The sequence below is a fragment of the Streptomyces sp. NPDC038213 genome (assembly GCF_055600495.1).
Genome location: NZ_JBVJYM010000003.1, coordinates 176,035 through 198,989, shown reverse-complemented (window position 1 = coordinate 198,989; position 22,955 = coordinate 176,035). Strand labels below are relative to the sequence as shown.

General features: G+C 74.2%; 17 protein-coding genes. 10 read left to right on the top strand and 7 right to left on the bottom strand.

Annotated elements, in window-relative coordinates:
• Positions 1–95: 95 nt before the first annotated feature.
• Positions 96–896: an alpha/beta fold hydrolase gene (locus ACZ7JZ_RS06180; protein ID WP_470933738.1), complete on the top strand. Its 801-nt coding sequence runs from the start codon at positions 96–98 to the stop codon at positions 894–896.
• 16 nt (positions 897–912) lie between these two features.
• Here the strand turns inward: ACZ7JZ_RS06180 and ACZ7JZ_RS06175 are convergent, their stop codons facing one another.
• The 3 genes from ACZ7JZ_RS06175 to ACZ7JZ_RS06165 all read right to left on the bottom strand — a co-directional run bounded on the left by ACZ7JZ_RS06175 (position 913) and on the right by ACZ7JZ_RS06165 (position 3,501).
• Positions 913–1,821, bottom strand: a complete 909-nt coding sequence (locus ACZ7JZ_RS06175) for a hypothetical protein (protein WP_470933736.1) — start codon at positions 1,819–1,821, stop codon at positions 913–915.
• Between the two features lie 99 nt (positions 1,822–1,920).
• Positions 1,921–2,736 (bottom strand): helix-turn-helix domain-containing protein, encoded by an 816-nt coding sequence (locus tag ACZ7JZ_RS06170; protein ID WP_470933734.1) that lies wholly within the window; start codon positions 2,734–2,736, stop codon positions 1,921–1,923.
• A gap of 339 nt (positions 2,737–3,075) precedes the next feature.
• Positions 3,076–3,501, bottom strand: coding sequence for an ATP-binding protein (locus ACZ7JZ_RS06165; RefSeq protein WP_470933732.1), 426 nt, complete (start codon positions 3,499–3,501; stop codon positions 3,076–3,078).
• A gap of 137 nt (positions 3,502–3,638) precedes the next feature.
• Between ACZ7JZ_RS06165 and ACZ7JZ_RS06160 the strand changes: the two genes are divergently transcribed.
• Both ACZ7JZ_RS06160 and ACZ7JZ_RS06155 read left to right on the top strand, forming a co-directional pair.
• Complete coding sequence (locus tag ACZ7JZ_RS06160) at positions 3,639–4,505, top strand: helix-turn-helix domain-containing protein (protein ID WP_470933730.1); 867 nt, start codon at positions 3,639–3,641, stop codon at positions 4,503–4,505.
• Positions 4,502–4,750 carry a DUF397 domain-containing protein gene (locus tag ACZ7JZ_RS06155; protein WP_470933728.1) on the top strand — a complete coding sequence of 83 codons (249 nt, stop codon included), beginning with the start codon at positions 4,502–4,504 and terminating at the stop codon, positions 4,748–4,750. The genes ACZ7JZ_RS06160 and ACZ7JZ_RS06155 overlap by 4 nt, the downstream gene beginning before the upstream one ends.
• Positions 4,751–4,835: 85 nt before the next feature.
• Here ACZ7JZ_RS06155 and ACZ7JZ_RS06150 read toward each other — a convergent pair whose 3' ends face one another.
• Together ACZ7JZ_RS06150 and ACZ7JZ_RS06145 are read right to left on the bottom strand one after the other, a co-directional pair.
• Complete coding sequence (locus ACZ7JZ_RS06150; protein ID WP_470933726.1) at positions 4,836–7,415, bottom strand: FG-GAP repeat domain-containing protein; 2,580 nt, start codon at positions 7,413–7,415, stop codon at positions 4,836–4,838.
• A 227-nt stretch (positions 7,416–7,642) separates the two neighbouring features.
• Entirely contained in the window at positions 7,643–10,279 is a 2,637-nt protein-coding gene (locus ACZ7JZ_RS06145; RefSeq protein ID WP_470933724.1) for an FG-GAP repeat domain-containing protein, read from the bottom strand.
• Between the two features lie 657 nt (positions 10,280–10,936).
• On the opposite strand from ACZ7JZ_RS06145, the gene ACZ7JZ_RS06140 reads away from it, so the two are divergent.
• The 3 genes from ACZ7JZ_RS06140 (at position 10,937) to ACZ7JZ_RS06130 (ending at position 15,936) form a co-directional block, all read left to right on the top strand.
• Positions 10,937–11,719, top strand: a complete 783-nt coding sequence (locus ACZ7JZ_RS06140) for an SDR family oxidoreductase (RefSeq protein ID WP_470933722.1) — start codon at positions 10,937–10,939, stop codon at positions 11,717–11,719.
• Positions 11,720–11,852: 133 nt separating this feature from the next.
• Positions 11,853–14,444, top strand: coding sequence for a bifunctional FO biosynthesis protein CofGH (locus ACZ7JZ_RS06135; RefSeq protein WP_470933720.1), 2,592 nt, complete (start codon positions 11,853–11,855; stop codon positions 14,442–14,444).
• Between the two features lie 196 nt (positions 14,445–14,640).
• Positions 14,641–15,936: an ADP-ribosylglycohydrolase family protein gene (locus tag ACZ7JZ_RS06130; protein WP_470933718.1), complete on the top strand. Its 1,296-nt coding sequence runs from the start codon at positions 14,641–14,643 to the stop codon at positions 15,934–15,936.
• Positions 15,937–16,405: 469 nt separating this feature from the next.
• On the opposite strand, the gene ACZ7JZ_RS06125 is transcribed toward ACZ7JZ_RS06130, so the two are convergent.
• Complete coding sequence (locus ACZ7JZ_RS06125; protein ID WP_470933716.1) at positions 16,406–17,701, bottom strand: FAD-dependent monooxygenase; 1,296 nt, start codon at positions 17,699–17,701, stop codon at positions 16,406–16,408.
• Positions 17,702–17,831: 130 nt separating this feature from the next.
• Between ACZ7JZ_RS06125 and ACZ7JZ_RS06120 the strand changes: the two genes are divergently transcribed.
• Together ACZ7JZ_RS06120 and ACZ7JZ_RS06115 are read left to right on the top strand one after the other, a co-directional pair.
• Positions 17,832–18,392, top strand: coding sequence for a TetR/AcrR family transcriptional regulator (locus ACZ7JZ_RS06120; RefSeq protein ID WP_470933714.1), 561 nt, complete (start codon positions 17,832–17,834; stop codon positions 18,390–18,392).
• 134 nt (positions 18,393–18,526) lie between these two features.
• Positions 18,527–19,387, top strand: a complete 861-nt coding sequence (locus ACZ7JZ_RS06115) for a TIGR03619 family F420-dependent LLM class oxidoreductase (protein WP_470933712.1) — start codon at positions 18,527–18,529, stop codon at positions 19,385–19,387.
• A 71-nt stretch (positions 19,388–19,458) separates the two neighbouring features.
• On the opposite strand, the gene ACZ7JZ_RS06110 is transcribed toward ACZ7JZ_RS06115, so the two are convergent.
• The gene (locus ACZ7JZ_RS06110) at positions 19,459–20,346 is read right to left on the bottom strand and encodes a phytoene/squalene synthase family protein (RefSeq protein WP_470933710.1); all 888 of its coding nucleotides are present in this window, start codon (positions 20,344–20,346) and stop codon (positions 19,459–19,461) included.
• A gap of 242 nt (positions 20,347–20,588) precedes the next feature.
• Here ACZ7JZ_RS06110 and ACZ7JZ_RS06105 point away from each other — a divergent pair, with 242 nt between their 5' ends.
• Positions 20,589–21,497, top strand: coding sequence for a DUF817 domain-containing protein (locus ACZ7JZ_RS06105; protein WP_470933708.1), 909 nt, complete (start codon positions 20,589–20,591; stop codon positions 21,495–21,497).
• Positions 21,498–21,543: 46 nt separating this feature from the next.
• Positions 21,544–22,875 carry a serine hydrolase domain-containing protein gene (locus ACZ7JZ_RS06100; protein ID WP_470933706.1) on the top strand — a complete coding sequence of 444 codons (1,332 nt, stop codon included), beginning with the start codon at positions 21,544–21,546 and terminating at the stop codon, positions 22,873–22,875.
• The last annotated feature ends 80 nt before the right edge of the window (positions 22,876–22,955 follow it).

Here is a 22,955-nt window from a genome sequence, read left to right as displayed (position 1 = left end):
TGCCGCGATTCCCCTGGCCCGGCCGATGATTTTCCGGCCCGTCGCACGTCTATCTCTCTGGCAAGCGACGACAAGAGCTAAGGCGGGCGCACACGATGACGGTCACACGGGGCTATGCGGAGCTCAGCGGATCCGGGCTGTCCCTGTACTACGAAGAGCACGGCTCCGGCGAGCCGCTGGTGCTCCTGCACGGCGGGCTCGCCTCCGCCGAGACCTTCACCCCACTGCTGCCCGCCCTCGCCGCCCAGCGCCGGGTGATCCTCCTCGACCTCCAGGGCCACGGCCGCACCGCCGACGTCCCCGGCCGCCCGCTGCGCCCCCAGACCCTGGCCGACGACGTCGTCGCCCTGCTGCACCACCTGGGGCTCGGCCGGGCCGACGTCCTCGGCTACTCCCTGGGGGCCTCGGTGGCCCTGCGCGCGGCCATCCAGCACCCGCAGGCCGTCCGCCGCCTGGTGCTGCTCTCGGCCCCCTGCCGGCGCGACGGCTGGCACCCGGAGGTGCTGGCCTCGATGGAGGTGATGCGGGAGGCCGCCGCGGAGCCGATGAAGGAGTCGGCGCTCTACGAGTCGTACGTGCGCCTCGCGCAGCGCCCCGAGGACTGGGCGGCGCTCGTCGCCAAGACCGGCGAGCTGCTGCGCGAGGAGTACGACTGGACGGCCGAGACCGCCGGGGTCACCGCCCCGACCCTCCTGGTGTACGCCGACGCGGACGCCGTGCGGCCCGCCCACATGGTCGAGTTCTACGGGCTGCTCGGCGGCGGGCTGCGCGATCCGGGCCCGCAGGGCGGGGACCGCCCTGCCTCGCGCCTGGCCGTCCTGCCGGGCACGAGCCACTACGACATGCTGTCGTCCCCGTCCCTCCCGCCGGCCGTGATCCCGTTCCTGTACTTCTGACGGGCCGCCCCCGGGATCAGAGCAGCCCGACCGCCTCCGCCCACCAGCGGCCCCAGCCGTGCGCGTCCGCGAGCGAGGGCAGGACGAGCCCGGCCAGGAGGGCGGCGGGCCCGGACAGCATCGTGTAGACCATCACGGGCGGATCGGTGTCCGGCCCGAGTGCCTCGACCAGCTGCCCGACGGCCAGCATCCACACCAGCACCACCACGAGCAGCGCCCCGACCGCGAAGGCGGTCAGCGCACCGGCCCCCGGCCCGCCCTCCGCGGGCCGGACGGCAGCCGAGAAGACCGCGGCGGCGGTCCCGGCCAGGGCGGCCACCAGGCTCCCGCCCACCCAGTCCCGGGCCCGCGGCGCCCGCCCCGGCGCCTTCTCCCCTGCCGGGGGTGCGGATTCCCGTACGGGATCCGGGGCCGGACCGGCCGGTTTGGTGAGCGGTACGGCAGCCCCGCGCGGCCCCGGTTCGGGCCCCTGTACGGGCTCCGGGTCGGGTCCGGCTCCCCCGTCCCCGGCCAGGTCGGCCCGCAGCAGCCCAACCGTGCGTTCCTGTCCCGCCAAGCGGGCCTCGAACAGGCTCAGTTCGTCCTCAGCGCCCGTGTCCGCGCCCGCGCCACCGCCCACCGGCGGCTCGTCCGCCCCCGGTACGCCCGCCGCGACCGCAGCCGCCCTGGCCCGCTCCAGGTCGCCCGCCGCGGCCAGCCTCAGCGCGAAGAACTCCTCGCGGAGCGCGCGGGCCCTCGCCAACGCCCTTGTACACCGCTCCCGCTCGCCCGGCCCGGCCTCTCGCAGCCGTACGGCCAGGTTCTCCAGCTCCACGCAGCGCAGCGCCGCCGCCTGGGCCTCCACGATCAGTTCCGCCTGCCGGGCGCGGGCCCGGACCAGTTCGAGCAGGGCCTCGGCCGCCCGCTCCCCGTTTCCGGTGGACATGCCCCCAGTGCAGCAGATCCGGGCGAACGGCGGGTGCCGCCCACATGGACGCGTAGGGGTTCACGGCGTGCGCCGGGTTCCGGTGCGATCACCTTCATGCTAGGCAGCCCGGCCCGGCCGGGCGCGGCACTCGGGGCAGGGGCCGCGGGTCGGGGCGCGGTGGGCGCGGTCGCAGGTGTCGCAGTTCTGGAGGGGGTCGAGGTTCCGCTCCGGGGCACGGTGGGCGGGGGTGACGGGGGTCTGGCGGTGGACGGGGGCCTCGGGCGGCAGGAGGGCCTTCAGGCGGTGGGCCAGGAAGGCGGCCGGGTAGCGGAGGTCCTGCGGGAGGTTCGCCGTGAGGACCCGTACGGCCACCTCCGGTACGGCGCCCCTGACCAGCCATTCCGCCAGCAGCGGGGTCAGCCGGACGAGGTCCCGCTCGGAGAGCAGGAGGCGGGGGTTGCGGTGGCGCAGGGCGGCGAGGTGGTGGCGGGCCTCGCGCTCCACGGGGGTGGCGGGCCGCTCGGCCGCGGGCGGTACGGGCGCGGGGGCGGGCGGAGGCGGTACGGGCGCGGGAGCCGGGGTGGGCGGCCGGTCCGGGGGCGGCGGGTCGGTGCCGGGGCCCGGGTCGGGGTCCTCGGGGGCTCCCGGGCGGTTGTACGAGTACGTACGGGTGATCACGCGGCCGTTGGGGAGGCGGACCCGCTCGCGGAAGAGGTACCCGTACGCCTCCAGCTCCCGCAGGGCACCGGCGATGCGGTGCTCGCCCTCGGGGAAGCGGGTGGCGAGGTCCCTGATGCCGACGGGGGTGCCGGCGGGCACGGACTGGATGTAGAGCGCCAGGCCGCGGGCCGTCAGGGACAGTTCGGGGTGCTGGGCGAGGTGGTCTCCGACCACGGTGAAGTGGTGGTCGTGGCGGTGGTTCACGTGGATCACGCCGACGGGTCGGCGGGCTCGCCGGACCGGGTCGTGGGAACCCGGAATGCGGGACTCTACGCACGGGTGCGCGTTAGGCTCATCGAAAGCCATCGGGAAGCGCTACTTCCTGTCGCTTAGGCCCTCGGCCGGGATCGTCAGTCCCGCCGGGGGCCCACTGTCTGGGTGATTCGCCGCGGCGAGCATATGCCTGCCAACCCAGCCGAAATCCAGCCCAGTTGGCACAGTTCACCCGTCCGAGGGACGAGAGCGGCGGTTGGGTTTGGTAGGGGTTCTTTCCCCCGGTTCTTAGGTCTTTTAGGGCCGTTCGGCGCCGCGTCGCGGTCAGCCGCGATGCGGTTACAGCGGGGCCGGCGGGAGGTCGATCTCCGCCCAGACCACCTTGCCGGGCGGGGCCCCCTGCACCACCCCCCACCGCTCGGCCAGCGCCTCGACCACCCGCATCCCGAGCCCGCCCTCCTCCGTCGCCTCCGCATCCCGGACCACCGGCACCCGGTCACCCCGCGCATCCGCCACCTCGATCCGGAGCATGGACCGGGACAGGGTCATCGCGATCCGGAAGTCGCGTCCCGGTACGCGGCCGTGGGTGATCGCGTTCGCGGTCAACTCGGCCACGACGTGCGCACTGACGGTCAACGGGGCTCCCCAGGTGCGGAGTTGTTCGAGTGCGAGCAGCCGCCCGAGGCGGGCGGCGCGGGGGGTTGCGGACAGTTGCACAGAGAACGTCTGTGCGGGAGCGTCGAGTTCACGAGTTTGTTCGTTCATGCGACTCAGCGTGACCGCGCGTCCCTACCCTGAACAGCGCCGACGCCGGTACGTACGGAGACTGTCCGGAGCTTGTCCACTGCTGTCCGGGCTGTCCGGAGCGGGCGTCGGGTACCGGGCGTTGAGGAGGTGGGCGCATGAGCGCGGACAGCATCGGTGGCAGCGGCGCGGACGAGGCGGGCTGGGAGGTCGACCCGGAGGACGAGCAGGGGGCGGCGGTAATCGCGGCGATCGGTCGCCAGCTGCGGGTGTGGCGCGAGAGCGCGGGGCTGCGGGCGGCCGAGTTCGCCAAGCGGATCGGCTACGGCGAGGACCTCGTCTACAAGGTGGAGGCGGGCAAGCGGATTCCTCGCCCCGAGTACCTGGACAAGGTGGACGAGGTGCTGCAGGCCGGCGGCAAGATCAGCGCGATGCGGCACGACGTGGAACAGGTCCGGTACCCGAAGCCGGTTCGCGACTTGGCGAAGCTGGAGACCCGGGCCGTGGAGTTGCTGTCGTACGGGAACCACAACATCCACGGGCTGCTTCAGACGCCGGAGTATGCGCGCGCACTGCTGGAAACGTGGCGCCCTGCCTACGACGAGAGCGAGATCGAGCGCCTGCTCGCAGCACGGATGGCACGCCAGAGCATCTTCAGTCGCACTCCTATGCCGACTCTGAGCTTCGTCCTGGAGGAGGCAACCCTTCGGCGGCCGATTGGGGGCAGAATGGTACTGCGCCGACAGCTCGAACACCTGCTGGAGATCGCTGGGCTTCGCGGTGTGGACGTTCAGGTAATGCTGACCAACCTCGAAGACCACGCCGGGATGGGGGGCCTGATCCACGTGCTCAAGTTCGGTGATGGAACCGGAGTTGGCCGCGCGGAAGGCGAGTTCGGCAGCCGTCCGGTCTCCGACCCCAAGCACCTGAGGGTCCTTGAGCTGCGGTATGGCATCATCCGGGCCCAGGCTCTCCCCCCGAGGGAGTCACTGGCCTTCATCGAGCAAGTGCTGGGAGAAACATGATCCACACGCCTGAGCTGGAGTGGTTCAAGAGCAGTTACAGCGACAGCAGCAACGGCAACGACTGCGTCGAAGTCGCCTGGCGCAAGAGCAGCTACAGCGACAGCAGTGAAGGCGACGACTGCGTCGAGGTGGCCGCCACCCCCGCCACCGTCCACGTCCGCGACTCCAAGACCGTCCCCGGCCCCCAGCTGGCCTTCGGCCCCGCCGCCTGGGCCGGGTTCGTCGCGTACGCCGCCGCGCACTGAGCGGCGACGGCGGGCGCCGTCCGGGAAGCAGGCCGCCCGCCCGCGCGAGGACTCGCGCAGGCGGGCGGACGGCTGAGCGGGCGGATCAGAAGATGCCGTTGTAGACCTGCCAGCCGCCGGCGAGGTGCTTCCTGTCGGTGAAGGTGCCCTTGCCGGTGCCGGACCAGAGGGAGATGTTCCCGGCGGCGCTGTCGCGCGCCAGGAGGTCGGCGCGGCCGTCACCCGTCATGTCGCCGGGGCCCACGAGGGTGTTGTACGCGTAGCTGAAGTACTGGACCAGGACGGCGCGGGGGCCGAACTTGCCGTTGCCGAGGCCGTAGCTGCGCGACAGGAGGTTCTTGGAGTCGTGCAGGACGAGGTCCCCGATGCCGTCGCCGTTGAGGTCACCGACGCCGACGATCTTCTTGTAGTCCTTGAAGTTGTAGCTCAGGCCGATGCGCGGGGCGAGGATGCCGGACGCGGTGGTCGTGTACAGGTACAGGCCGCCGGTCTTCGGGTCGCGGGCGATCAGGTCGGGACGGCCGTCCTTCGTGACGTCACCAACGCCCGTCAGGAGGTCGTAGACGTTCCAGCCCTTGCCGAGCACCTTGTGCTTCGTGGTGGGCTTCAGCATCTCGCCGCAGGCCGGGGTGTACAGCCGCATCTCGCCGGTCGCCGGGATGCGGACCAGGACGTCGTTGCAGCGGTCGCCGTTCGTGTCACCGAACGGGACCGGGCGGAAGCCCTTGGGCCAGCCCGTGGAGGTCTGGTAGCCGGAGAAGTTGCCGGTGGCGGCGTTCCCGTACGCGACGCGCAGGGTGCCGGTCGACGTGGTCTGGAAGACGTCGCCGATGCCGTCCGGGGCCCCCGCGCGCGAGCCGAAGTCGCGGTGGACGGCGGCGCCGGACTTCACGGTGACCGTGCCGCTCGCCAGGGTCTGCTGCTGCGCGCCGTTGCGGCCGGTGGCGGCCAGGGTCCACGCGAGCGGACCGGTGCGGGCGAGGACCGTACCGGCCTGGTCGCGGCCGTTCCACTTCGGGGCGAGGGTGTCCTTGCCCGTACCGGACGCGGCGCCCTCCAGGACGCGGAAGATCTTTCCGTCCGGTGCGGTGAGGGTCAGGCGCCAGGAGTCGGCCGGCTGGTCCAGCTTCCACACCGGGGCCCACACCACGCTGGCGGACGTGCTCTTCGCCAGGTCGGCCGCGGCCGGGACGGCGGCGGAGGCGACCTCCAGCGGCCGCACGGCCGTACGGGAGGACACGGGACCCGGGGCGGAGGTCCACAGGGCCGTGGCCGTCCCGGAGGCCCCCGCCGCGATCTGGACCGGTTCGGCCGGTCGCGGCGAGCGGTCCGTCTGCGGGAGCGGCAGCGGGGCCGTCCAGGCGTTGTCGGAGGAGGTGCGGGCGACCGTGACGGCCCCGGCCTTCTGCCCGAGGATCTCGGACCAGATCACGCGGACGGTGCCGTCGGGTCCGACCGCCGCGTCCATGGGGCCGGAGAAGTTCCGGGTGTTGTGCCGCTGCCGCTGCCAGGTGGTGCCGCCCCCGGGCAGGGTGGCGCTCACGGCCCCGGTGGTGATCGGGTTCGCCTCCTGGTCGTCGCCCTCGTAGTGCTCCTTCCAGACCAGCGTCACGTCCCCGTCCGGGGCGATCAGCGGCTCGGGCGCCGCGATCTGCGTCTCGAAGCCCCGGTACGGCACCGGGGAGGGGCCGGTCCAGGCCCCGCCGGGCCGCTTGACGGCCGCGTACACGTTGTTGGTGAACTCCCAGCCCGGGTCGTTCCAGGGCCAGGACACCACGAGGGTGCCGTCGCCGCCCGCGCCCGCGTTCGGCGGCTGGGTGCCCCGCGACGGGGTCCCGAGGGCGGCGGGCGCGCTCCACTCCCCGGCGGCGCCAGTGCGCTCCGAGGTCTTGACCACGGCCTTGTCGTCGCCGTTCGTGTGGCGGAACACGACCAGGGCGTGCCCGGCGGCGTTCACGGCGACGTCGGCGCTGTCGACCGTACCGGCCGAGTCCCCGTCCCCGCCCGGGGTGTCGACCCCGGCGAGCGCCAGCACGGCGGGCGCGGACCAGGTGCCGTCGAGGCCGCGGGAGGCCGTGAACACGGCCGTGGACATGCCGTCCGGGCCCTTCGCGGACCAAGCGGCCACCGCGGTGCCCTGCGGGCCCGCGGCCACCTGGAAGGCGTCGACGACCCGGCCGGCGGCCGCGGCGAGCAGCTCCTCCGGCTCCGACCACACCCCGGCGCGCAGGGTCGCGGTCAGCAGCCGGGTCGCGGGCGCGGGCTGCCCGGCCGCCGGGGCGGCGGACTCCGCCCAGGTCACCGTGGCCCCGCCCGAGGGGTCGGCGGCCACCCGCACGGGCAGGCGGGAGGACACGCCGGTGGCCGTGAAGCCCGCGTCCTTCCACGTCTCGCCGTCGGCGGCCCGGACCGTGGCGGTCAGCTTCCCGTCCCCCTGCCACAGCGCCAGGGCCGAGCCGTCGGCCAGCACGGTCAGCTCGGCGGGCTCCCCGGCCTGCCCGGCCACGGCGGCCGACACGGGGAGGTTCCAGAGCGGGAGCACGGCGGCCTGCGCGGTGCCGGAGGTGAGCAGCGGGGCGGCGAAGCCCCCGGAGACCACCAGCGCGGCCGTGGTGACCGCGGCGGCCAGCCGGCCCTGCGTGCGTGTACGTGCGCGTGCGCCCATCAGGTGCATTCCCTTTCCCCGTGGCTCTACAGGCGACCACGCGCGCGTACTGCCGCGGGTGGCCGGGAGGTTGGACCGGCGGGGCGGGCGGATGGTTGTACGCACGATCGAACCGGGTTCCCGGATGCCACCGGGGCGCGGCGAAGGCGGTGCTCCCCACCCCCGTGGAGGAACACCGCCTTCGTGTCCGTACCGGCGTACAACCGGCCTACCGGCCTACCGGCGTGTCAGTGGACGCCGTTGTAGACCTGCCAGCCCGTGGCGAGCTGCGTGCGGCCGCCGTAGGTGCCCTGGCCGGTGCCGTTCCAGCGCCAGATCCTCCCGGAGGAGTCGCGGCCCAGGAGGTCGGCGCGGCCGTCGCCGGTCATGTCGCCGGGGCCCACCAGGTCGGTGTACGAGGCGCTGAAGTTCGTGACGATCGCGGTGCGGGCGCCGAACTTGCCGTTGCCGAGGCCGTAGCTGCGCCACAGGGTGTTGGCGGAGTCGTGCAGGAGGACGTCCCCGATGCCGTCGCCGTTGAGGTCGCCGGCGCCGAGGATCTTCTTGTAGTCCTTGAAGGCGGTGCTCAGGCCGACGCGCGGGGCGAGGATGCCGGTGCTGGTGGTGGTGTAGAGGTACAGCCCGCCGGTCTTCGGGTCGCGGGCGAGGAGGTCGGGGCGGCCGTCCTTCGTCACGTCTCCGACGCCCGTCATGAGGTCGTAGACGTTCCAGCCCTTGCCGAGCACCTTGTGCTTGGTGGTGGGCTTCAGGACCTCGCCGCAGGCGGGGGTGTACAGGCGCATCTCGCCGGTCGCCGGGATGCGGACCAGGGTGTCGTTGCAGCGGTCGCCGTTCGTGTCCCCGAAGGGGACCGGGCGGAAGCCCGCGGGCCAGCCGGTGCTGGTGCTGCTGCCGCTGAAGTTGCCGGTGGCGCGGTTGCCGTACGCGATGCGCAGGGACCCGGCCGCGGTGGTCTGGAAGAAGTCGCCCGTACCGTCCGGGGTGTTGGCCGTACCGCTGAAGTCGCGGTGCACGGCGGCGCCGCCCCTGAGGGTGACCGTGCCGCCGGCGATCCGCGCCGGGGCGGCCGTGGAGGCGGCGGGGGCGGCGGCCAGCTCCCAGGCGAGCGGGCCGTTGGGGGCCGGCTGGCGGGAGTCGGTCAGGCCGTCCCAGCGGGGGCGGACCTGCTCGGACGCGGTGCTGCCGGCGGCCGGGGCGAGGGTGCGCAGGGTCCGGCCCGCCGGGTCCTTCAGCGTCAGGGTCCAGCGGACCGGCTGGTTCGCGGTCCAGGACGGATCCCAGGCCGGGGTGTTGACGGCGCCGTAGGACGCGGTGGCGGGGACGGTGGAGGCGGTCACGGCCACGGGCGGGGCGGTGCTCGTACGGGCCGTGTAGAGGTGGTTCTCCTGCTCCTCGACCGCCGCCCACCACAGGGCGGTGCTCGCACCGTCCGGGCCGACCGCGATCTCGGGGAACTCCTCGACCTCGCTGAGGTGCGTCTGCGCGATCCGGGCCGGAGCGGTCCAGACACCGGTCTTCGGGTCACGGGCGGCCTCCGTGGCATGGAAGTCCCGGTTCGAGTCCGGCCAGGCCTGCGACCACACCACGCGGATGGTGCCGTCCCGGCCGATGGCCGAGTCGACCTGGTCGCGGAGCTCGTACTCGGTGCCGCGGGCCAGGTCGACGGGCTGGGACCAGGCCGTGTCCTGGCGGCCCAGGGACGAGGCGTAGACGTACGCCCTGCCCTCGGGGCCCGCCCACTGGCGCCAGACGAGGGTCACGCCGCCGTCGGGCGCGACCAGCGGCTCGGGGGTGGCCACGTAGCCGTCGTGCGGGTTGACGACCACCCTGCGCTGCGGGCCCCACCCGTCGGCCGCGGAGTGGCGCACGCTGGCGTAGATGGAGAGGGTGGTGCCGTCGCCCTCCTCGTCCACCTCCTCGACGGTCCAGGAGACGGCCGAGGTGCCGTACGGGCCCGCACTGATCTCGGGCTTGGCGATCCCCGGGGCGTACGCGTTCAGCGCCACCGGCCCGCCCCAGGCGGCATCGGGGGACGGTCGGGTGACGGTTTCGAGGCGGGTGGTCCTCTCGTCCAGGCCGACCGCGTGGCGGAACACGACCACCGCGGCGCCGGCGGAGTCCACGGCCACGGCCGGGGCCGTCAGGAGGTCCTGCTCCGAGGCCGCCTTCGCGAGCTCGACCGGCTCGCCCCAGGTGCCGGCCGGGGTGCGGGTCGCGGCGTGGACCGCGTTCGTACGGGTGGGCCAGGGGCCCGTCGACCAGGCGGCGGTGAACGAGCCGTCCGGGCCGGCGGCGGCCCGCATCCGGCCGAGGGTGCGGCCGGCCACGGCGGGCAGCACCTCCGCCGGGTCCGACCACGCGCCGGTCTTCGTGTTCACGGTGGCCGCCGCGATGCGGCCCTCGATGTTGCCTTCCTGGGTGGGGTCGTAGTTCGGGCGCTCACCCCAGACGACGGCGACCTCGTCGCCCGAACCGGCCACGACCTGGAGGTCGGAGAAGTCGGTCGGGACCTTGGCGAGCTGCTTCGGGGTGCTCCAGTCGTCGGACTTCGGGCCGCGGAGGGAGGCGAGGAGCTGGAAGCCGGCGGGGGTGGTGTTCGGGTACGCGGCCCAGACGGCGACGGCGGAGCCGTCGGCCGCGATCACGAGCTGCTTCTGCGAGATGGTCGTGTAGCGGGCCGTGCCGAGGGGGTGGGCGGTGTTCCAGGGCTGGAGGGAGGTCCCGGTCGAGGTCGCGGCGGCCGCTGCCTTTGCCGCGACCGGGGCCGCGGTGGCGAGGGGGGCGGCGCTGAGGGCGCTGCCGGTGAGCAGGCCGACGGTGGTGACTGCGATGGCGAGTCGGCGTGCGCGGACGTGTGCGCCCATGGAGCGGGTTCCTTTCCCCGTACGAAGGTCGATCGCAGGTATGACCCGCGCCCCGCAGCAATGGTTGTACGCCGCTCCAAACCTTTTCCGTGCCGCCCCGGACCGGACCGGACCCCGAGTCCAAACCCCCGCTGCACGAGCCTCCCCCCACCCCGCCCCTTCCCGAAAGCAGGGGCTCCGCCCCGTACCCCGCGCCTCAAACGCCGGCGGGGCTGGATTGCCGCCTGGACTGGATTGCCGCCTGGAGCGGCAAGATCCAGCCCGCGCGGCGATTGAGCGCACCGGGCGCGCAGCGCCCGGTATCGGGGCCCGGGGCGGAGCCCCGGAACCACCCGACGCGCGGAGGCAGAGCAACAGGCCCGGCCAACTCCAGCCCCGCCGGCGATTGAGGCGCGGGGTACGGGGCGGAGCCCCGGAACAGCACCGACCAGCGGCACGAGACCCACCCAGCCCCGCCGAACCCAGCCCCGCCGGCGATTGAGGCGCGGGTACGGGGCGGAGCCCCGGAACCACCCGACATGCGGAGGTGGAGGGGCCGGGTCGGTCGGGGTCAGCCCCGTCGGGGGTTGGGGGTGCGGGAAGGGTTCCCGTCTTGGGGTGGTGGGGTTAATCTGACGGGCCGTCAGGTAGGAACCCCCCGCCGGGAGGCGAACGCGCATGCTGTTGCAGGGGAAGACCGTCATCGTCTCCGGCGTCGGCGCCGGACTCGGGCACCAGGTCGCCGCCGCCGTCGTACGGGAGGGCGGGAACGCCGTCCTCGGCGCCCGGACCGAGGCGAATCTCGCCAAATCCGCCGCCGAGATCGACCCCGACGGCACCCACACCGCGTACCGGACGACCGACATCGGGGACGAGGCCCAGTGCGCCGCCCTGGCGGCCCTCGCGGTCGAGCGCTTCGGCGGGGTCGACGCCGTCGTGCACGTCGCCGCCTGGGACTCGTACTTCGGCGGGCTCCAGGACGCCGACTTCGGGACCTGGGCCCAGATCCTCGACGTCAACCTCCTCGGCACGCTGCGCATGACCCGCGCCTGCCTGCCCGCCCTCAAGGAGCGCGGCGGCTCGGTCGTGATCATCGGTACGCAGTCCGCGATCGCCGCCCCGAACGAGGTGCAGCAGGCCGCGTACGCCGCCTCGAAGGGGGCGCTGACCTCCACGATGTACTCGATGGCCCGTGAGCTGGGGCCGTACCGGATCCGGGTCAACACCGTGCTGCCCGGCTGGATGTGGGGCCCGCCGGTCCAGGCCTTCGTCACCTTCACCGCGCACGGCGAGAACGTCAGCGAGGAGGAGGTGCTCGGGCGCCTCACCTCGCGGATGGCACTGCCCGACCTGGCGACCGACGGGGACGTGGCCGACGCCGCGGCCTTCCTCGCCTCGGACCGGGCCCGGGCGATCACCGGCCAGCAGCTGCTGGTCAACGCGGGAGAGGTGATGCGGTGAGGAGGAGGGCAGGGGGAGGGGCTCCTCCGGGGGAGGTCCCCCAGGGGCAGCGGCAGGGCCAGGGGTGCGGGCAGGGGCCCGTGGCCGGAGACCGTCCCTCTGCCGCTCCGGCGGCGAACCGTATGCTCCAGAGATGACCAGCAACCCCCAGCAGCCGCCCACCGCCACCGCCATGCGGCGGGCGCTGAAAAGGGCCCGTGACGGGGTCGCGCTCGATACCGCCGAGGCGGCCGTCCTGCTCCAGGCGCGCGGCGCGGACCTCGCGGACCTGACGGGCTCCGCCGCGCGCGTGCGCGACGCGGGGCTCGCGGCCGCCGGGCGGCCCGGCGTCATCACGTACTCGAAGAGCGTGTTCATCCCGCTCACCCGGCTGTGCCGGGACAAGTGCCACTACTGCACCTTCGCCACCGTGCCGGGCCGGCTGCGGCGCGAGGGCCACGGGATGTTCATGTCCCCCGACGAGGTGCTGGACATCGCCCGCCGCGGCGCCGCCCTCGGCTGCAAGGAAGCCCTCATCACCCTCGGGGACAAGCCCGAGGACCGCTGGCCCGAGGCCCGCGAGTGGCTGGAGGCGGCCGGGTACGACGACACGCTGTCGTACGTGCGCGCCATGTCGGTCCGGATCCTGGAGGAGACCGGGCTGCTGCCCCACCTCAACCCCGGCGTGATGTCCTGGGCGGACTTCCAGCGCCTCAAGCCGGTGGCGCCCAGCATGGGCATGATGCTCGAGACCACCGCCACCCGCCTGTGGTCCGAGCCCGGCGGCCCCCACCACGGCTCCCCGGACAAGGAGCCCGCCGTGCGGCTGCGGGTGCTGGAGGACGCCGGGCGGTCCTCGGTGCCCTTCACCTCCGGGCTGCTCATCGGGATCGGCGAGACGTACGAGGAGCGCGCCGAATCCCTCTTCGCCCTGCGCCGGATATCGCGCTCCCACCACGGCATCCAGGAGCTGATCATCCAGAACTTCCGCGCCAAGCCGGACACGGCCATGCGCGGGATGCCGGACGCCGAGATCGACGACCTGGTCGCCACCGTGGCCGTCGCCCGGCACATCATGGGCCCCGCCGCGAACCTCCAGGCCCCGCCCAACCTGGTCGACGGGGAGTACGCCCGCCTGCTCGGCGCCGGCATCGACGACTGGGGCGGGGTCTCCCCCCTCACCCCCGACCACGTCAACCCCGAGCGGCCCTGGCCTCAGATCGACCTGCTCGCGGAGCGGTCCGCGGAGGCGGGCTTCGAGCTGCGCGAACGGCTCTGCGTGTATCCGGAGTTCGTACTGCGCGGGGAGCCCTGGCTCGATCCGCGGGTCCTGCCGCACGTACGGGCCCTCGCCGATCCGCAGACCGGGCTGGCACGCCCGGACGCGGTGGTGGAGGGGCACCCCTGGCAGGAGCCCGAGGAGGAGTTCGGGGCCGGGGCGGCCGGGGGCGGGCGTACGGACCTCTTCCGGACCATCGACACCGAGGGCCGGACCGGCGACCGCCGCTCCGACTTCGACGCCGTGTACGGGGACTGGGAGGCGCTGCGCGAGCAGGCCGCGCCCGGGATGGCCCCCGAGCGGACCGACGGGGACGTCCGCCAGGCCCTCGCCCAGGCCGCCGACGACCCGACGAAACTGACCGACGCGGAGGCCCTGGCCCTGCTCCACGCCGACGGGCCCGCCCTCGACGCGCTCTGCCGCATCGCCGACGACCTGCGGAAATCGGTGGTCGGGGACGAGGTCACGTACATCGTCACGCGCAACATCAACTTCACCAACGTCTGCTACACCGGCTGCCGCTTCTGCGCCTTCGCCCAGCGCCGCACCGACGCCGACGCCTACACCCTCTCGCTGGAGCAGGTCGCCGACCGGGCCGCACAGGCCTGGGACGTCGGCGCGGTCGAGGTCTGCATGCAGGGCGGGATCCACCCCGACCTGCCGGGCACGGCCTACTTCGACATCGCGCGCGCGGTGAAGGAGCGGGTGCCGGGGATCCACGTCCACGCCTTCTCCCCCATGGAGGTCGTCAACGGGGCCACCCGGACCGGGATGTCCGTACGCGACTGGCTGACGGCCGCCAAGGAGGCCGGACTCGACTCCATCCCCGGCACGGCCGCCGAGATCCTCGACGACGAGGTCCGCTGGGTCCTCACCAAGGGCAAACTGCCCGCCGCCGACTGGATCGACGTCGTCACGACGGCGCACGAACTCGGCATCCGCTCCTCGTCCACCATGATGTACGGGCACGTGGACCAGCCCCGGCACTGGCTCGGGCACCTGCGGACCCTGGCCCGCATCCAGGAACGGACCGGCGGCTTCACGGAGTTCGTGACCCTGCCCTTCATCCACACCAACGCCCCGGTGTACCTGGCGGGCATCGCCCGCCCCGGCCCGACCGTCCGCGACAACAGGGCCGTCACGGCCATGGCCCGCATCCTCCTCCACCCGCACATCACCAACATCCAGACCAGCTGGGTGAAGCTGGGCGCGGAGGGCGCGGCGGAGATGCTGCGCTCGGGGGCCAACGACCTGGGCGGCACCCTGATGGAGGAGACCATCTCCCGGATGGCGGGCTCGGGTTACGGCTCGTACAAGGCGGTACGCGACCTGGTCGCCATCGCGGACGCGGCGGGCCGCCCGTCCCGGCCGCGGACCACCCTGTACGGGGAGGTCCCGCAGGAGCGGCAGCGGACGGCCGCGGCCTCGGACGGGCACCTGCCGGAGCTGCTGCCGGTACTGGACTGAGGCGGCTGGGGCGGCTGGGGCGGCTGAGCTGAGGCCGAGGGCGGCCGGGGGCGGCGGATACCGGACTGCGGCGCGGCTTGATCCGGCCGTTCTGCGCCGGTTCTGAGCTCACTTGGCGGACGGGCGACGGGCCGGGTCCGTTTGCGCCGGATGCTGTCCGTTACAGTGCTGCGCCAGCGCCTTTGGGGGGGTTCGAGTGAGCTCAGCGAGTCCGGCGGCCGCCGCGGCGGCGGTCACGACCACGGCCACGACGACGGGTGCGGAGGCCACGGCTGCGGCGGCTGCGGGTACGGCACCCGCCGCGACCGCGACCAGGGCGGGTGGCGGAACCGGAAGCGGAACCGGAACCGGGCGGGTCTGGGGGCGGGCCGAGCAGCAGGACTTCCGCAGCCGGGTCCGCGGCGCCCTGCTGGGGAGCGCGATCGGGGACGCCCTCGGGGCCCCGGTGGCCGGGCTGACCCTGGCCGGGATCCGGGAGCGGCACGGCATGGAAGGCCTGGGCGAGCCGACGGATCCGGCCACCCCCGCGGACGGCCGGCGGGGGGCGGTCACCGCCGCCACCCAGCTGACCCTGTTCACCGTGGACGGCCTGATCAGGGCGCACGTACGGCGGGACACCGGGGCCTGGCACCCGCCGACCGACATCCACCGCGCGTACCTGCGCTGGGCCGCCACCCAGCGCGACTGGGGCCCCGACGAACGGCGCAAGGACAACGGCTGGCTGGCACAGGAGGAGTGGCTCTACGCCCGCCGCAGCCCCGCCCGCGCCTGCCTGACCGGCTTCGGTGACGAGGTCCTCGGCACCCTCGCCGCCCCGAAGAACCCCGACGCGCGCGACGCGGGAGCCGCCGTCCGCTCGGCGCCCTTCGGACTGCTGGTCGGCTGGGAGCCGCAGCTCGTCCTCCAACTGGCCGTCGAATGCGCCGCACAGAGCCACGGGCACCCGGCGGCGTACCTGAGCGCGGGGGCGTTCGCCGTCATCGTGCACGGGCTGGCCCGCGGCGAGACCCTGGACACGGCCGTGCAGCGGGCCCTGGGGCTGCTGGGCTCCCGGCCGGGCCGGCAGCCGGTCACCGACGCCCTCCAGCGGGCCCTGGGCGCCGTACGGCAGGGCCTGCCGTCGCCGAGCCTCGTGGAATCCCTCTCGCTGTCCCTCTCCCTCGCCCCCGGCGAGGACCTCGGGCACACCGCGGAGGACTCCCTCGCCATCGCCGTGTACTGCGCCCTCGTCGCGGACGACCTCCGCCACGGGCTGCGGCTGGCGGTCAACCACGGCGGCGACTCCGCGGCCACCGGGGCGCTGTGCGGGGCGCTGTTGGGGGCGCTGCACGGGGAGACCGGGCTGCCGGCGCCGTGGCTGGCCGGGCTGGAGGGGCGGGCGGCCGTCCTCCAGATCGCCGACGACTTCTCGATGGAGATGACCCAGGGCCCGTCCCTCCACGGCCCCTCAACCCCCGCCGGCCCCTGGCTCTCCCGCTACCCCCGCGCCTGACCGCTGCCCCCGGGTCCCGCTGCGCGGGGCCTGTTCCCCTACCCGCCCCCAGACTCCGTCCGGGGGGGGGGACCCCCTCCTTCCCGAAAGCAGGAGCTCCGCCCCCACACCCCCGCGCCTCAAACGCCGGCGGGGCTGGGGGATGGCCGGGGTGGGTCGGTCGCGTGCGGGTGGGCGGGTGGTTTCGGGGCTCCGCCCCGCACCCCGCGCCTCAAACGCCGGCGAGGCTGGATGTCGGGGCTCCGCCCCGGACCCCGGTTCCGTGCGCTGCGCGCACGGTGCGCTCAATCGCCGCGCGGGCTGGATTTTGCTCCGCAAAATCATCAGCCCAGCGCGGCGGCATCAGCCACATCCAGCCCCGCCGGCGTTTGAGGCGCGGGGTCTGGGGCGGAGCCCCAGGAACGGGAAGGGGCGGGGTGGGGAACAGCCCCGCGCAGCGGACGGCCCGCCCCCGACCCGCCGGACGGCGTCAGCGGTACGGGAGTTCGGCCAGTTCGCGCGTCAGGCGGGACCGGAGGCGCGGGATGCGGGACAGGAGGGGGAGGACCGCGTTCCGCAGGTGGCGGGCGGGGGCCCGGCGGACGGTCGCGACCCGGGTCATGCGGTCGGTCAGGGCGACGACGCGGAGGGCCACGGGCCGCCGGGCCGCTTCGTAGGCGGCCAGGGCATCGGCGGCGGCAGGAGCGATGGACGCGGCAGGAGCGACGGCAGGGGGCACGGCACCAGCACCACCGGCACCGGCACCGGCACCGGCACCACCCGCACCCGGCGTAGCCGCAACGGCCCGGATCAGCGCCAGCCCCAGCGCCCGCCCGTCCTGGATGCCGGTGTTCATGCCCTGGCCGCCCGCGGGGCTGTGGACGTGGGCCGCATCCCCGGCCAGGGCCAGGCGGCCGGCCGCGTACCGGTCGGCGACCCGGTGGTGGATGCGGAACCGCGAGGACCAGACCAGTTCGCGTACCACCGCCCGCCCCGGCGCCCGCCCGTCCAGCAGGGACTGGACGAAGGCGGCAGCGGGCTCGGCGGGGGCCTCCCCCACGGTCGCCACGACCCGGTACCGGTCCCGGCCCGGCAGCGGGGCGACGACCGTCAGCCCCTCGGCGCCGAAGCCGAGCGAGACCTCGTCCGGCCCCGGCGCCCAGTCCATGACCACGTCCGCGAGGACGAAGGACTCGGCGTACGAGCCGCCGGAGAAGCCGATCCCGGCCGCCTCCCGCACCGTGCTGTGCATCCCGTCGGCCCCGACGGCGTACGCGGCCCGCAGGGTCTCGCCCCCGGCGGTGGTGAGGAGCACGCCCTCCGCGTCCTGCACCACGCCCGTGACCTCGTACGGCCGGTGGACCTCCCCGCCCAGCGCCCGCAGCCGGCGCAGCAGGACGGCCTCGGTCTCGTACTGGGGGACCATCAGCGCGTACGGGTGCGCGGTCGGCAGCCCGTCGAAGGAGAGGGCGGCGAGGGTGCGGGCGCCGTCGCGGACGGCGAAGCGGGTGACGGGCCGGCCGAGGGCGACGAGCTCGGCGGTCAGCGAGCCGCCGGGGTCGATCTCGTCGAGCACTTCGAGGGTCCGGGCGTGGACGACGGCGGCGCGCGAGGTGTTGGCCCCCTCGGCCTGCCGGTCCAGCAGCACGAAGGGGACGCCCGCCCCGGCGAGGGTGACGGCGAGGGCCAGGCCGGTGGGCCCGGCGCCGACGATGGCGACCCCGGTACGGGCGGGCAGCGCGGGGCGTCCGGACGGCGGTACGGGGAGTGCGGCGTTGCTGGTCATGGCGGCCTCTCCTCCTGCGGTCCCGTCGGGCCAACGGTCGTTGGCCAACGGCTGTTGACTTGAGGATGCGCCCGTCCGGGCAGGCTTGTCAACGCTTGTTGGCCAACACATGTTGGCGTACTCTCGGGCCATGACCGAACCCGCCCGCTCCGACCGCACGAAGGCGGCCATCCGCCAGGCCGCGCGCACCCGCTTCGCCGCCCAGGGCTACGAGCGCACCACGATCCGCGCCGTCGCGGCCGACGCGGGCATCGACCCGTCGATGGTCATGCGCTACTTCGGCAGCAAGGAGGGGCTCTTCGAGGCGGCCCTCGCCATCGACCTGCGGCTCCCGGACCTGTCCGCCGTACCCCCGCAGGAGCTGGCCGCCGCCCTCGTCCGGCACTTCGTCGACCGCTGGGAGGGCGATCCCGCCGACGACGCGCTGCTCGTCCTCCTGCGCTCGGCGGTCACCAACGAGCAGGCCGCCGAGCGGATGCGGGCCGTCTTCGCCACCCAGGTGCAGCCCGCCCTCGCCGCCGCCCTCGGCCCCGAGCGGGCCGCCGCCCGCGCCGGGCTGGTCTCCGCCCAGCTGCTGGGCCTCGGCCTGACCCGCTACCTGCTGCGGCTGCCCGCGGTGACCGCCCTCTCCCGGGAGGAGCTCGTCGCCGCCCTGGCCCCCGCCCTGACGGCCACCGTCACCGCCCCCTGACCCCGTCACGGCGACTGCGGTGGCTGCGGCAACTGCGGCGGCTGGCGCACAACAGCCGTGGAGCACTCGGCAATTGGAGGCGCAGACCGTACGTTGGGGGGCCCACGGCCCCACGTGACGGAGGTTGCCTGCCCATGCGGATCGCGACGACCATCTTCCTGACCGACCGGACCATCACGCCCGTACGGCTCGCGCGCGAGCTGGAGGAGCGCGGCTTCCACGGGCTCTACCTCCCCGAGCACACCCACATCCCGGTCAGCCGGGAGTCGGCCGCCCCCATGGGCGGGGGGCTGCCCGAGCAGTACGGCCGCACGCTCGACCCCTTCGTGGCCCTCGGCCAGGCCGCCGCGGTCACCGCACGCCTCGCGCTCGGCACCGGGATCACCCTGGTCGCCCAGCACGACCCGATCGCCCTCGCCAAGCAGGTCGCCACCCTGGACCTGGTCAGCGGCGGCCGCTTCACCCTCGGCATCGGCTACGGCTGGAACGTGGAAGAAGCCGCCGACCACGGGGTGGAGTGGCGCACCCGGCGGGCCCTGGTCGAGGACCGGATGGCACTGATGCGGGCCCTGTGGGCCCCCGAACCGACCGCGTACGAGGGCCCGTTCGGATCCGTACGGGCCAGCGAGGCCCATCCGAAGCCGGTACAGCCGCCCCGCACCCTCGCGGGCGGCGGCCCGCTCCACGGACCCCGCACCCTGATCGGCGGGGCCGCCGGGCCGATCCTCTTCTCGCACATCTCCCGCTCCACGGACGGCTGGATGCCGATCGGCGGCCGCGGGCTGACGGAGTCCCTGCCGGTGCTGCGCCGGGCCTGGGAGGAGGCGGGGCGCGACCCGAAGTCCCTCACGGTCCTCCCGTACGCCGTCCACCCGACGGCCGGCAAGCTCGCCCACTTCGCGGACCTGGGGATGGAGGAGATCGTCGCCCAACTCCCCTCCGCCGAGGAGCCGGAGGTCCTGCGGACCCTCGACGGACTGGCCGCCTTCCTCTGAACCGCCCGGGGGCCGCCCGAGGGCTCCACCCCGGAGCCGGGGCCGGGAGCCGGGAGCCGGGAGCCGGCCGGCTACGACTTGCGCGCCTCGTTCAGGATCCGCAGCGGGGCCAGCAGCCCGTACCCCGTGTCGCGGCGGGCCGCCCGTACCCCCGCCTGCTCGACCAGGGTCAGCTGGTGCTCCATCAGGGAGATCATCGTGCGGCCCACCCGGCGCAGGCCGGGCGCCGCCAGGTCCACCACGTCCGCCGCCGCGCCCAGCGCCGTACGGGCCAGGGCGCACTCCCCGGCCAGGAGGGCCCGTACGCCCCCGGTGTCCGCGCCCTGCTCCAGTTCGGCGCGGGTCACGCCGTGCTCCGCCAGCCGCTCCAGCGGCAGGCAGAGCCGGCCGCCGGCCAGGTCCCCGGCGAGGTCCGCGAGGAAGTCCACGCGCTGGGCGGCGTCCACGAACCGCCGCCAGGCCGCGGCCTGCTCCTCGTCCGGCCCGCCGCGGTACTGGAGCCCGGTGAAGACCACGATGCCCGGCCAGGCGTACGCGTCCAGGTAGCCCTGGAAGTCCTCCTCCGTACCGAAGCCGGAGAACCCTGCCTCCGCCTGCGCCGCCCCCTCCAGGAAGGTGTACACCCAGTGCTCGGGCAGGCCCCGCGCCGCGACCGCGTGCGCGTACGCCCGCAGCACCGGGTCCTCGCTGCTACCGGACTCCAGGGCGTCCGTCACGCGGGCGGTCAGCAGCTTCAGTTCGCGCTCGGGCTCCTCGCCCTCGGCCACGTCGTCGACCAGGTTCATGAAGGCCAGCCCGGCCGCCAGGAAGGGCACCAGCTCGGCGTCCGCGAGCAGCCGCAGGGCCAGGTAGGGCGCCTGCTCGCGCCGCAGCACCCGGCGGGCGGCCGTCGTGTAGTCGGCCCGTATCTCGGGGTCGTTGATCTCGGCGGCGGTGAGGGTGGCAGGCCAGCTCGGCACGGTGCGCGCGCTCCTTATGGGGGTCGTCGTACGGTCACTAGGACGTACGACGTAGGGCGTGTGGTTGCCAACCGTACCGACCGGCACCGTCAGGACAGTCGGGGAGACGCCCGGCCGAGCGGCCGGGGAGGCGTTCACCACCGCGGGCCCCGAAGGCATGCGCCCCCAGGCAGCAAGCCCCTCGACCCCGTGGCCGGGCCCGCCGCCCGCAACCGCTCCCGGCTCCCCCGCGTCCTCCCCCCATGGACGCCAAGCCGCCCCCGGCCGCCGCAGCCGCGCGCCCGCCACGCCCGTCCCGGCTGCTCCACGCCCTCCGCCAGCTGCTGCGCTTCAGCTGGATCCAGGCCCGCGCCTGCACCTTCGCCGTGGCCCTGGTCGGCGGGATCGCCGCCTCGTCCCTCGTACCGGAGGCCGTCTGGGCCTCCTTCCCGCGCTGGCTGCCGCTGGGCCGGTACGACGTGCTCCTCGGATACGGGCTCCTGATCTCCGTACTCGCCCGCCGCCTGGGCCGCGAGAGCTCCCGCGACCTCACCGTGATCGCCTGCTGCCACCTCGCCGGGCTGGTCTTCGAGCTGGCCAAGGTCCGCCTCGGCTCGTGGAGTTATCCGGAGGAGGCGCTGACGAAGTTCGGCGGGGTGCCGCTGTACAGCGGGTTCCTGTACGCGGCCGTGGGCAGTTACGTCTGCCGCGCCTGGCACCTCTTCGGGCTGGGCCTGTACCGCTACCGGGCCCGCGCGATGGCCGCCCTCGCCCTCGCCGTCTACGCCAACTTCCTCACCCACCACTGGCTGCCCGACGCCCGCTGGCTGCTCGCCGGGCTGCTGCTGTGCGCCACCGCCGGCACCCGGGTCGGCTACACGGTGGGCCCGCAGCGCTACCGGATGCCGCTGGCCCTGGCCTTCGCCCTCATCGGCTTCTTCCTCTGGGTCGCGGAGAACGCCGCCACGTACGCGGGGGCGTGGAGCTACCCCCACCAACTCGACGGCTGGGAACCGGTGTCGCTGTCGAAGTTCGCCGCCTGGTCCCTGCTGATCACCGTGCTGTTCGTACCGGCCGCCGGCCGCTTCCCCGAAACCCTCGCGGCCCGGCTCGCGGCCGCCCTCCCCCGGCGCCCCGCGCTCACCTCGCGGGCCCGTCGCGGCCGTGCCTAGGCTGGGAGGAGTGTCGAATCCCGCCCCATCGCGGAGGAGGCCCGTCGTGCACGGTTCGGGAAAGCGATTGCGCCGCAGCTGGACGGCCCTGGCGGCCGCCGGACTGCTGGCCGTACCGGTGGCCGCGGCCACCTCCGGCACCTCGTACGCCGCCCGGACCGCCACCCCGCCGGGCCTGGCCCTCCCCGCCGCCTTCCTGCCCGAGGCCGCCCCCGGAGCCGATCCGCCCGCCGCCCGCGCACCCGCCCAGGACGAGTTCCGGGAGCTGGACGACGCGACGGCCCGCGAGCTGGACGAGGCCATCGAGCAGGTGATGGCCGAGACCGGCGTCCCGGGCGCGATGGTGCACGTGTCGGCACCCGGCAAGGGCACCTACGTCAAGACCTTCGGCGTCTCCGACAAGGAGACGAAGGCGCCCATGGACACCGGCATGTACTCGCGGATCGGCAGCGAGACGAAGACCTTCACCGTCACCGCCCTGCTCCAGCTCGTGGACGACAAGGAGGTCGCGCTCGACGACCCGATCTCCAAGTACATCGACGGGGTCCCGAACGGCGACACCATCACCCTCCGCAACCTCGCCGGAATGCGCAGCGGCCTCTACAACTACTCCCTGGACCCCGGCTTCCAGAAGGACTTCTTCTCCGACCCCGAGCGGAACTACGAACCGCAGGAGCTGCTGGACTTCGCCTTCAAGCACCCGGTGCAGTTCCAGCCCGGAGAGAAGTTCGACTACTCCAACACCAACCTGATCCTGCTGGGCCTGGTCATCGAGCAGGTCACCGGCCGCCCGCTCGACCAGGTCATCGAGGAGGACGTGGCCGGTGCCGCGGGCCTGACCAGCACCGTCTTCCCCACCGACGCCGCCTTCCCCTCCCCGCACGCGCAGGGCTACACGAACCAGACCGCGAGCGGGAAGGTCGAGGTCGCCACCGACTGGAACCCGTCCTGGGGCTGGGCCGCCGGCGCCATGATCTCCACCCTGGACGACCTGACCCGCTGGGCGAAGGTCCTCGCCACCGGCGAGCTCCTGACCCCCGCCACCCAGGCCCAGCGGCTGATCACCCCGCCCACCGGCATCCCCGGCGCGGGCTACGGCCTCGGCATCTTCAACGTGCAGGGCTGGATCGGCCACAACGGCTCCCTGCCCGGGTACGAGTCCCTGACCCTGTACCTGCCCCAGCACAAGGCCACCCTGGTCGTCCTCCTCAACACGGACATCACCCACGAGGGCCACGAGCCGACCACCCTCTTCGGACAGGCCATCACCGAGATCGTCAGCCCGGAGCACGTGTACTTCCTCTCCGCGGGCAACCGCCCGGCCTCCCCGAGCGGCAGCACCACGCCGAGCGGGAGCACCTCACCTTCGGGCAGGTGAGCGGGCCGACCTAATGATCCTTTTGCCTCACACGCCGCACATGGGGTAATGATGGCCGTTGCTTTACATTCTCTTTAGAT

Coding starts and splice junctions, on each gene's coding strand:
- ACZ7JZ_RS06180 (WP_470933738.1), top strand. CDS start 96: ATGACGGTCACACGGGGCTATGCGGAGCTCAGCGGATCCGGGCTGTCC.
- ACZ7JZ_RS06175 (WP_470933736.1), bottom strand. CDS start 1,821: ATGTCCACCGGAAACGGGGAGCGGGCGGCCGAGGCCCTGCTCGAACTG.
- ACZ7JZ_RS06165 (WP_470933732.1), bottom strand. CDS start 3,501: ATGAACGAACAAACTCGTGAACTCGACGCTCCCGCACAGACGTTCTCT.
- ACZ7JZ_RS06160 (WP_470933730.1), top strand. CDS start 3,639: ATGAGCGCGGACAGCATCGGTGGCAGCGGCGCGGACGAGGCGGGCTGG.
- ACZ7JZ_RS06155 (WP_470933728.1), top strand. CDS start 4,502: ATGATCCACACGCCTGAGCTGGAGTGGTTCAAGAGCAGTTACAGCGAC.
- ACZ7JZ_RS06150 (WP_470933726.1), bottom strand. CDS start 7,415: ATGGGCGCACGCGCACGTACACGCACGCAGGGCCGGCTGGCCGCCGCG.
- ACZ7JZ_RS06145 (WP_470933724.1), bottom strand. CDS start 10,279: ATGGGCGCACACGTCCGCGCACGCCGACTCGCCATCGCAGTCACCACC.
- ACZ7JZ_RS06140 (WP_470933722.1), top strand. CDS start 10,937: ATGCTGTTGCAGGGGAAGACCGTCATCGTCTCCGGCGTCGGCGCCGGA.
- ACZ7JZ_RS06135 (WP_470933720.1), top strand. CDS start 11,853: ATGACCAGCAACCCCCAGCAGCCGCCCACCGCCACCGCCATGCGGCGG.
- ACZ7JZ_RS06125 (WP_470933716.1), bottom strand. CDS start 17,701: ATGACCAGCAACGCCGCACTCCCCGTACCGCCGTCCGGACGCCCCGCG.
- ACZ7JZ_RS06120 (WP_470933714.1), top strand. CDS start 17,832: ATGACCGAACCCGCCCGCTCCGACCGCACGAAGGCGGCCATCCGCCAG.
- ACZ7JZ_RS06115 (WP_470933712.1), top strand. CDS start 18,527: ATGCGGATCGCGACGACCATCTTCCTGACCGACCGGACCATCACGCCC.
- ACZ7JZ_RS06105 (WP_470933708.1), top strand. CDS start 20,589: ATGGACGCCAAGCCGCCCCCGGCCGCCGCAGCCGCGCGCCCGCCACGC.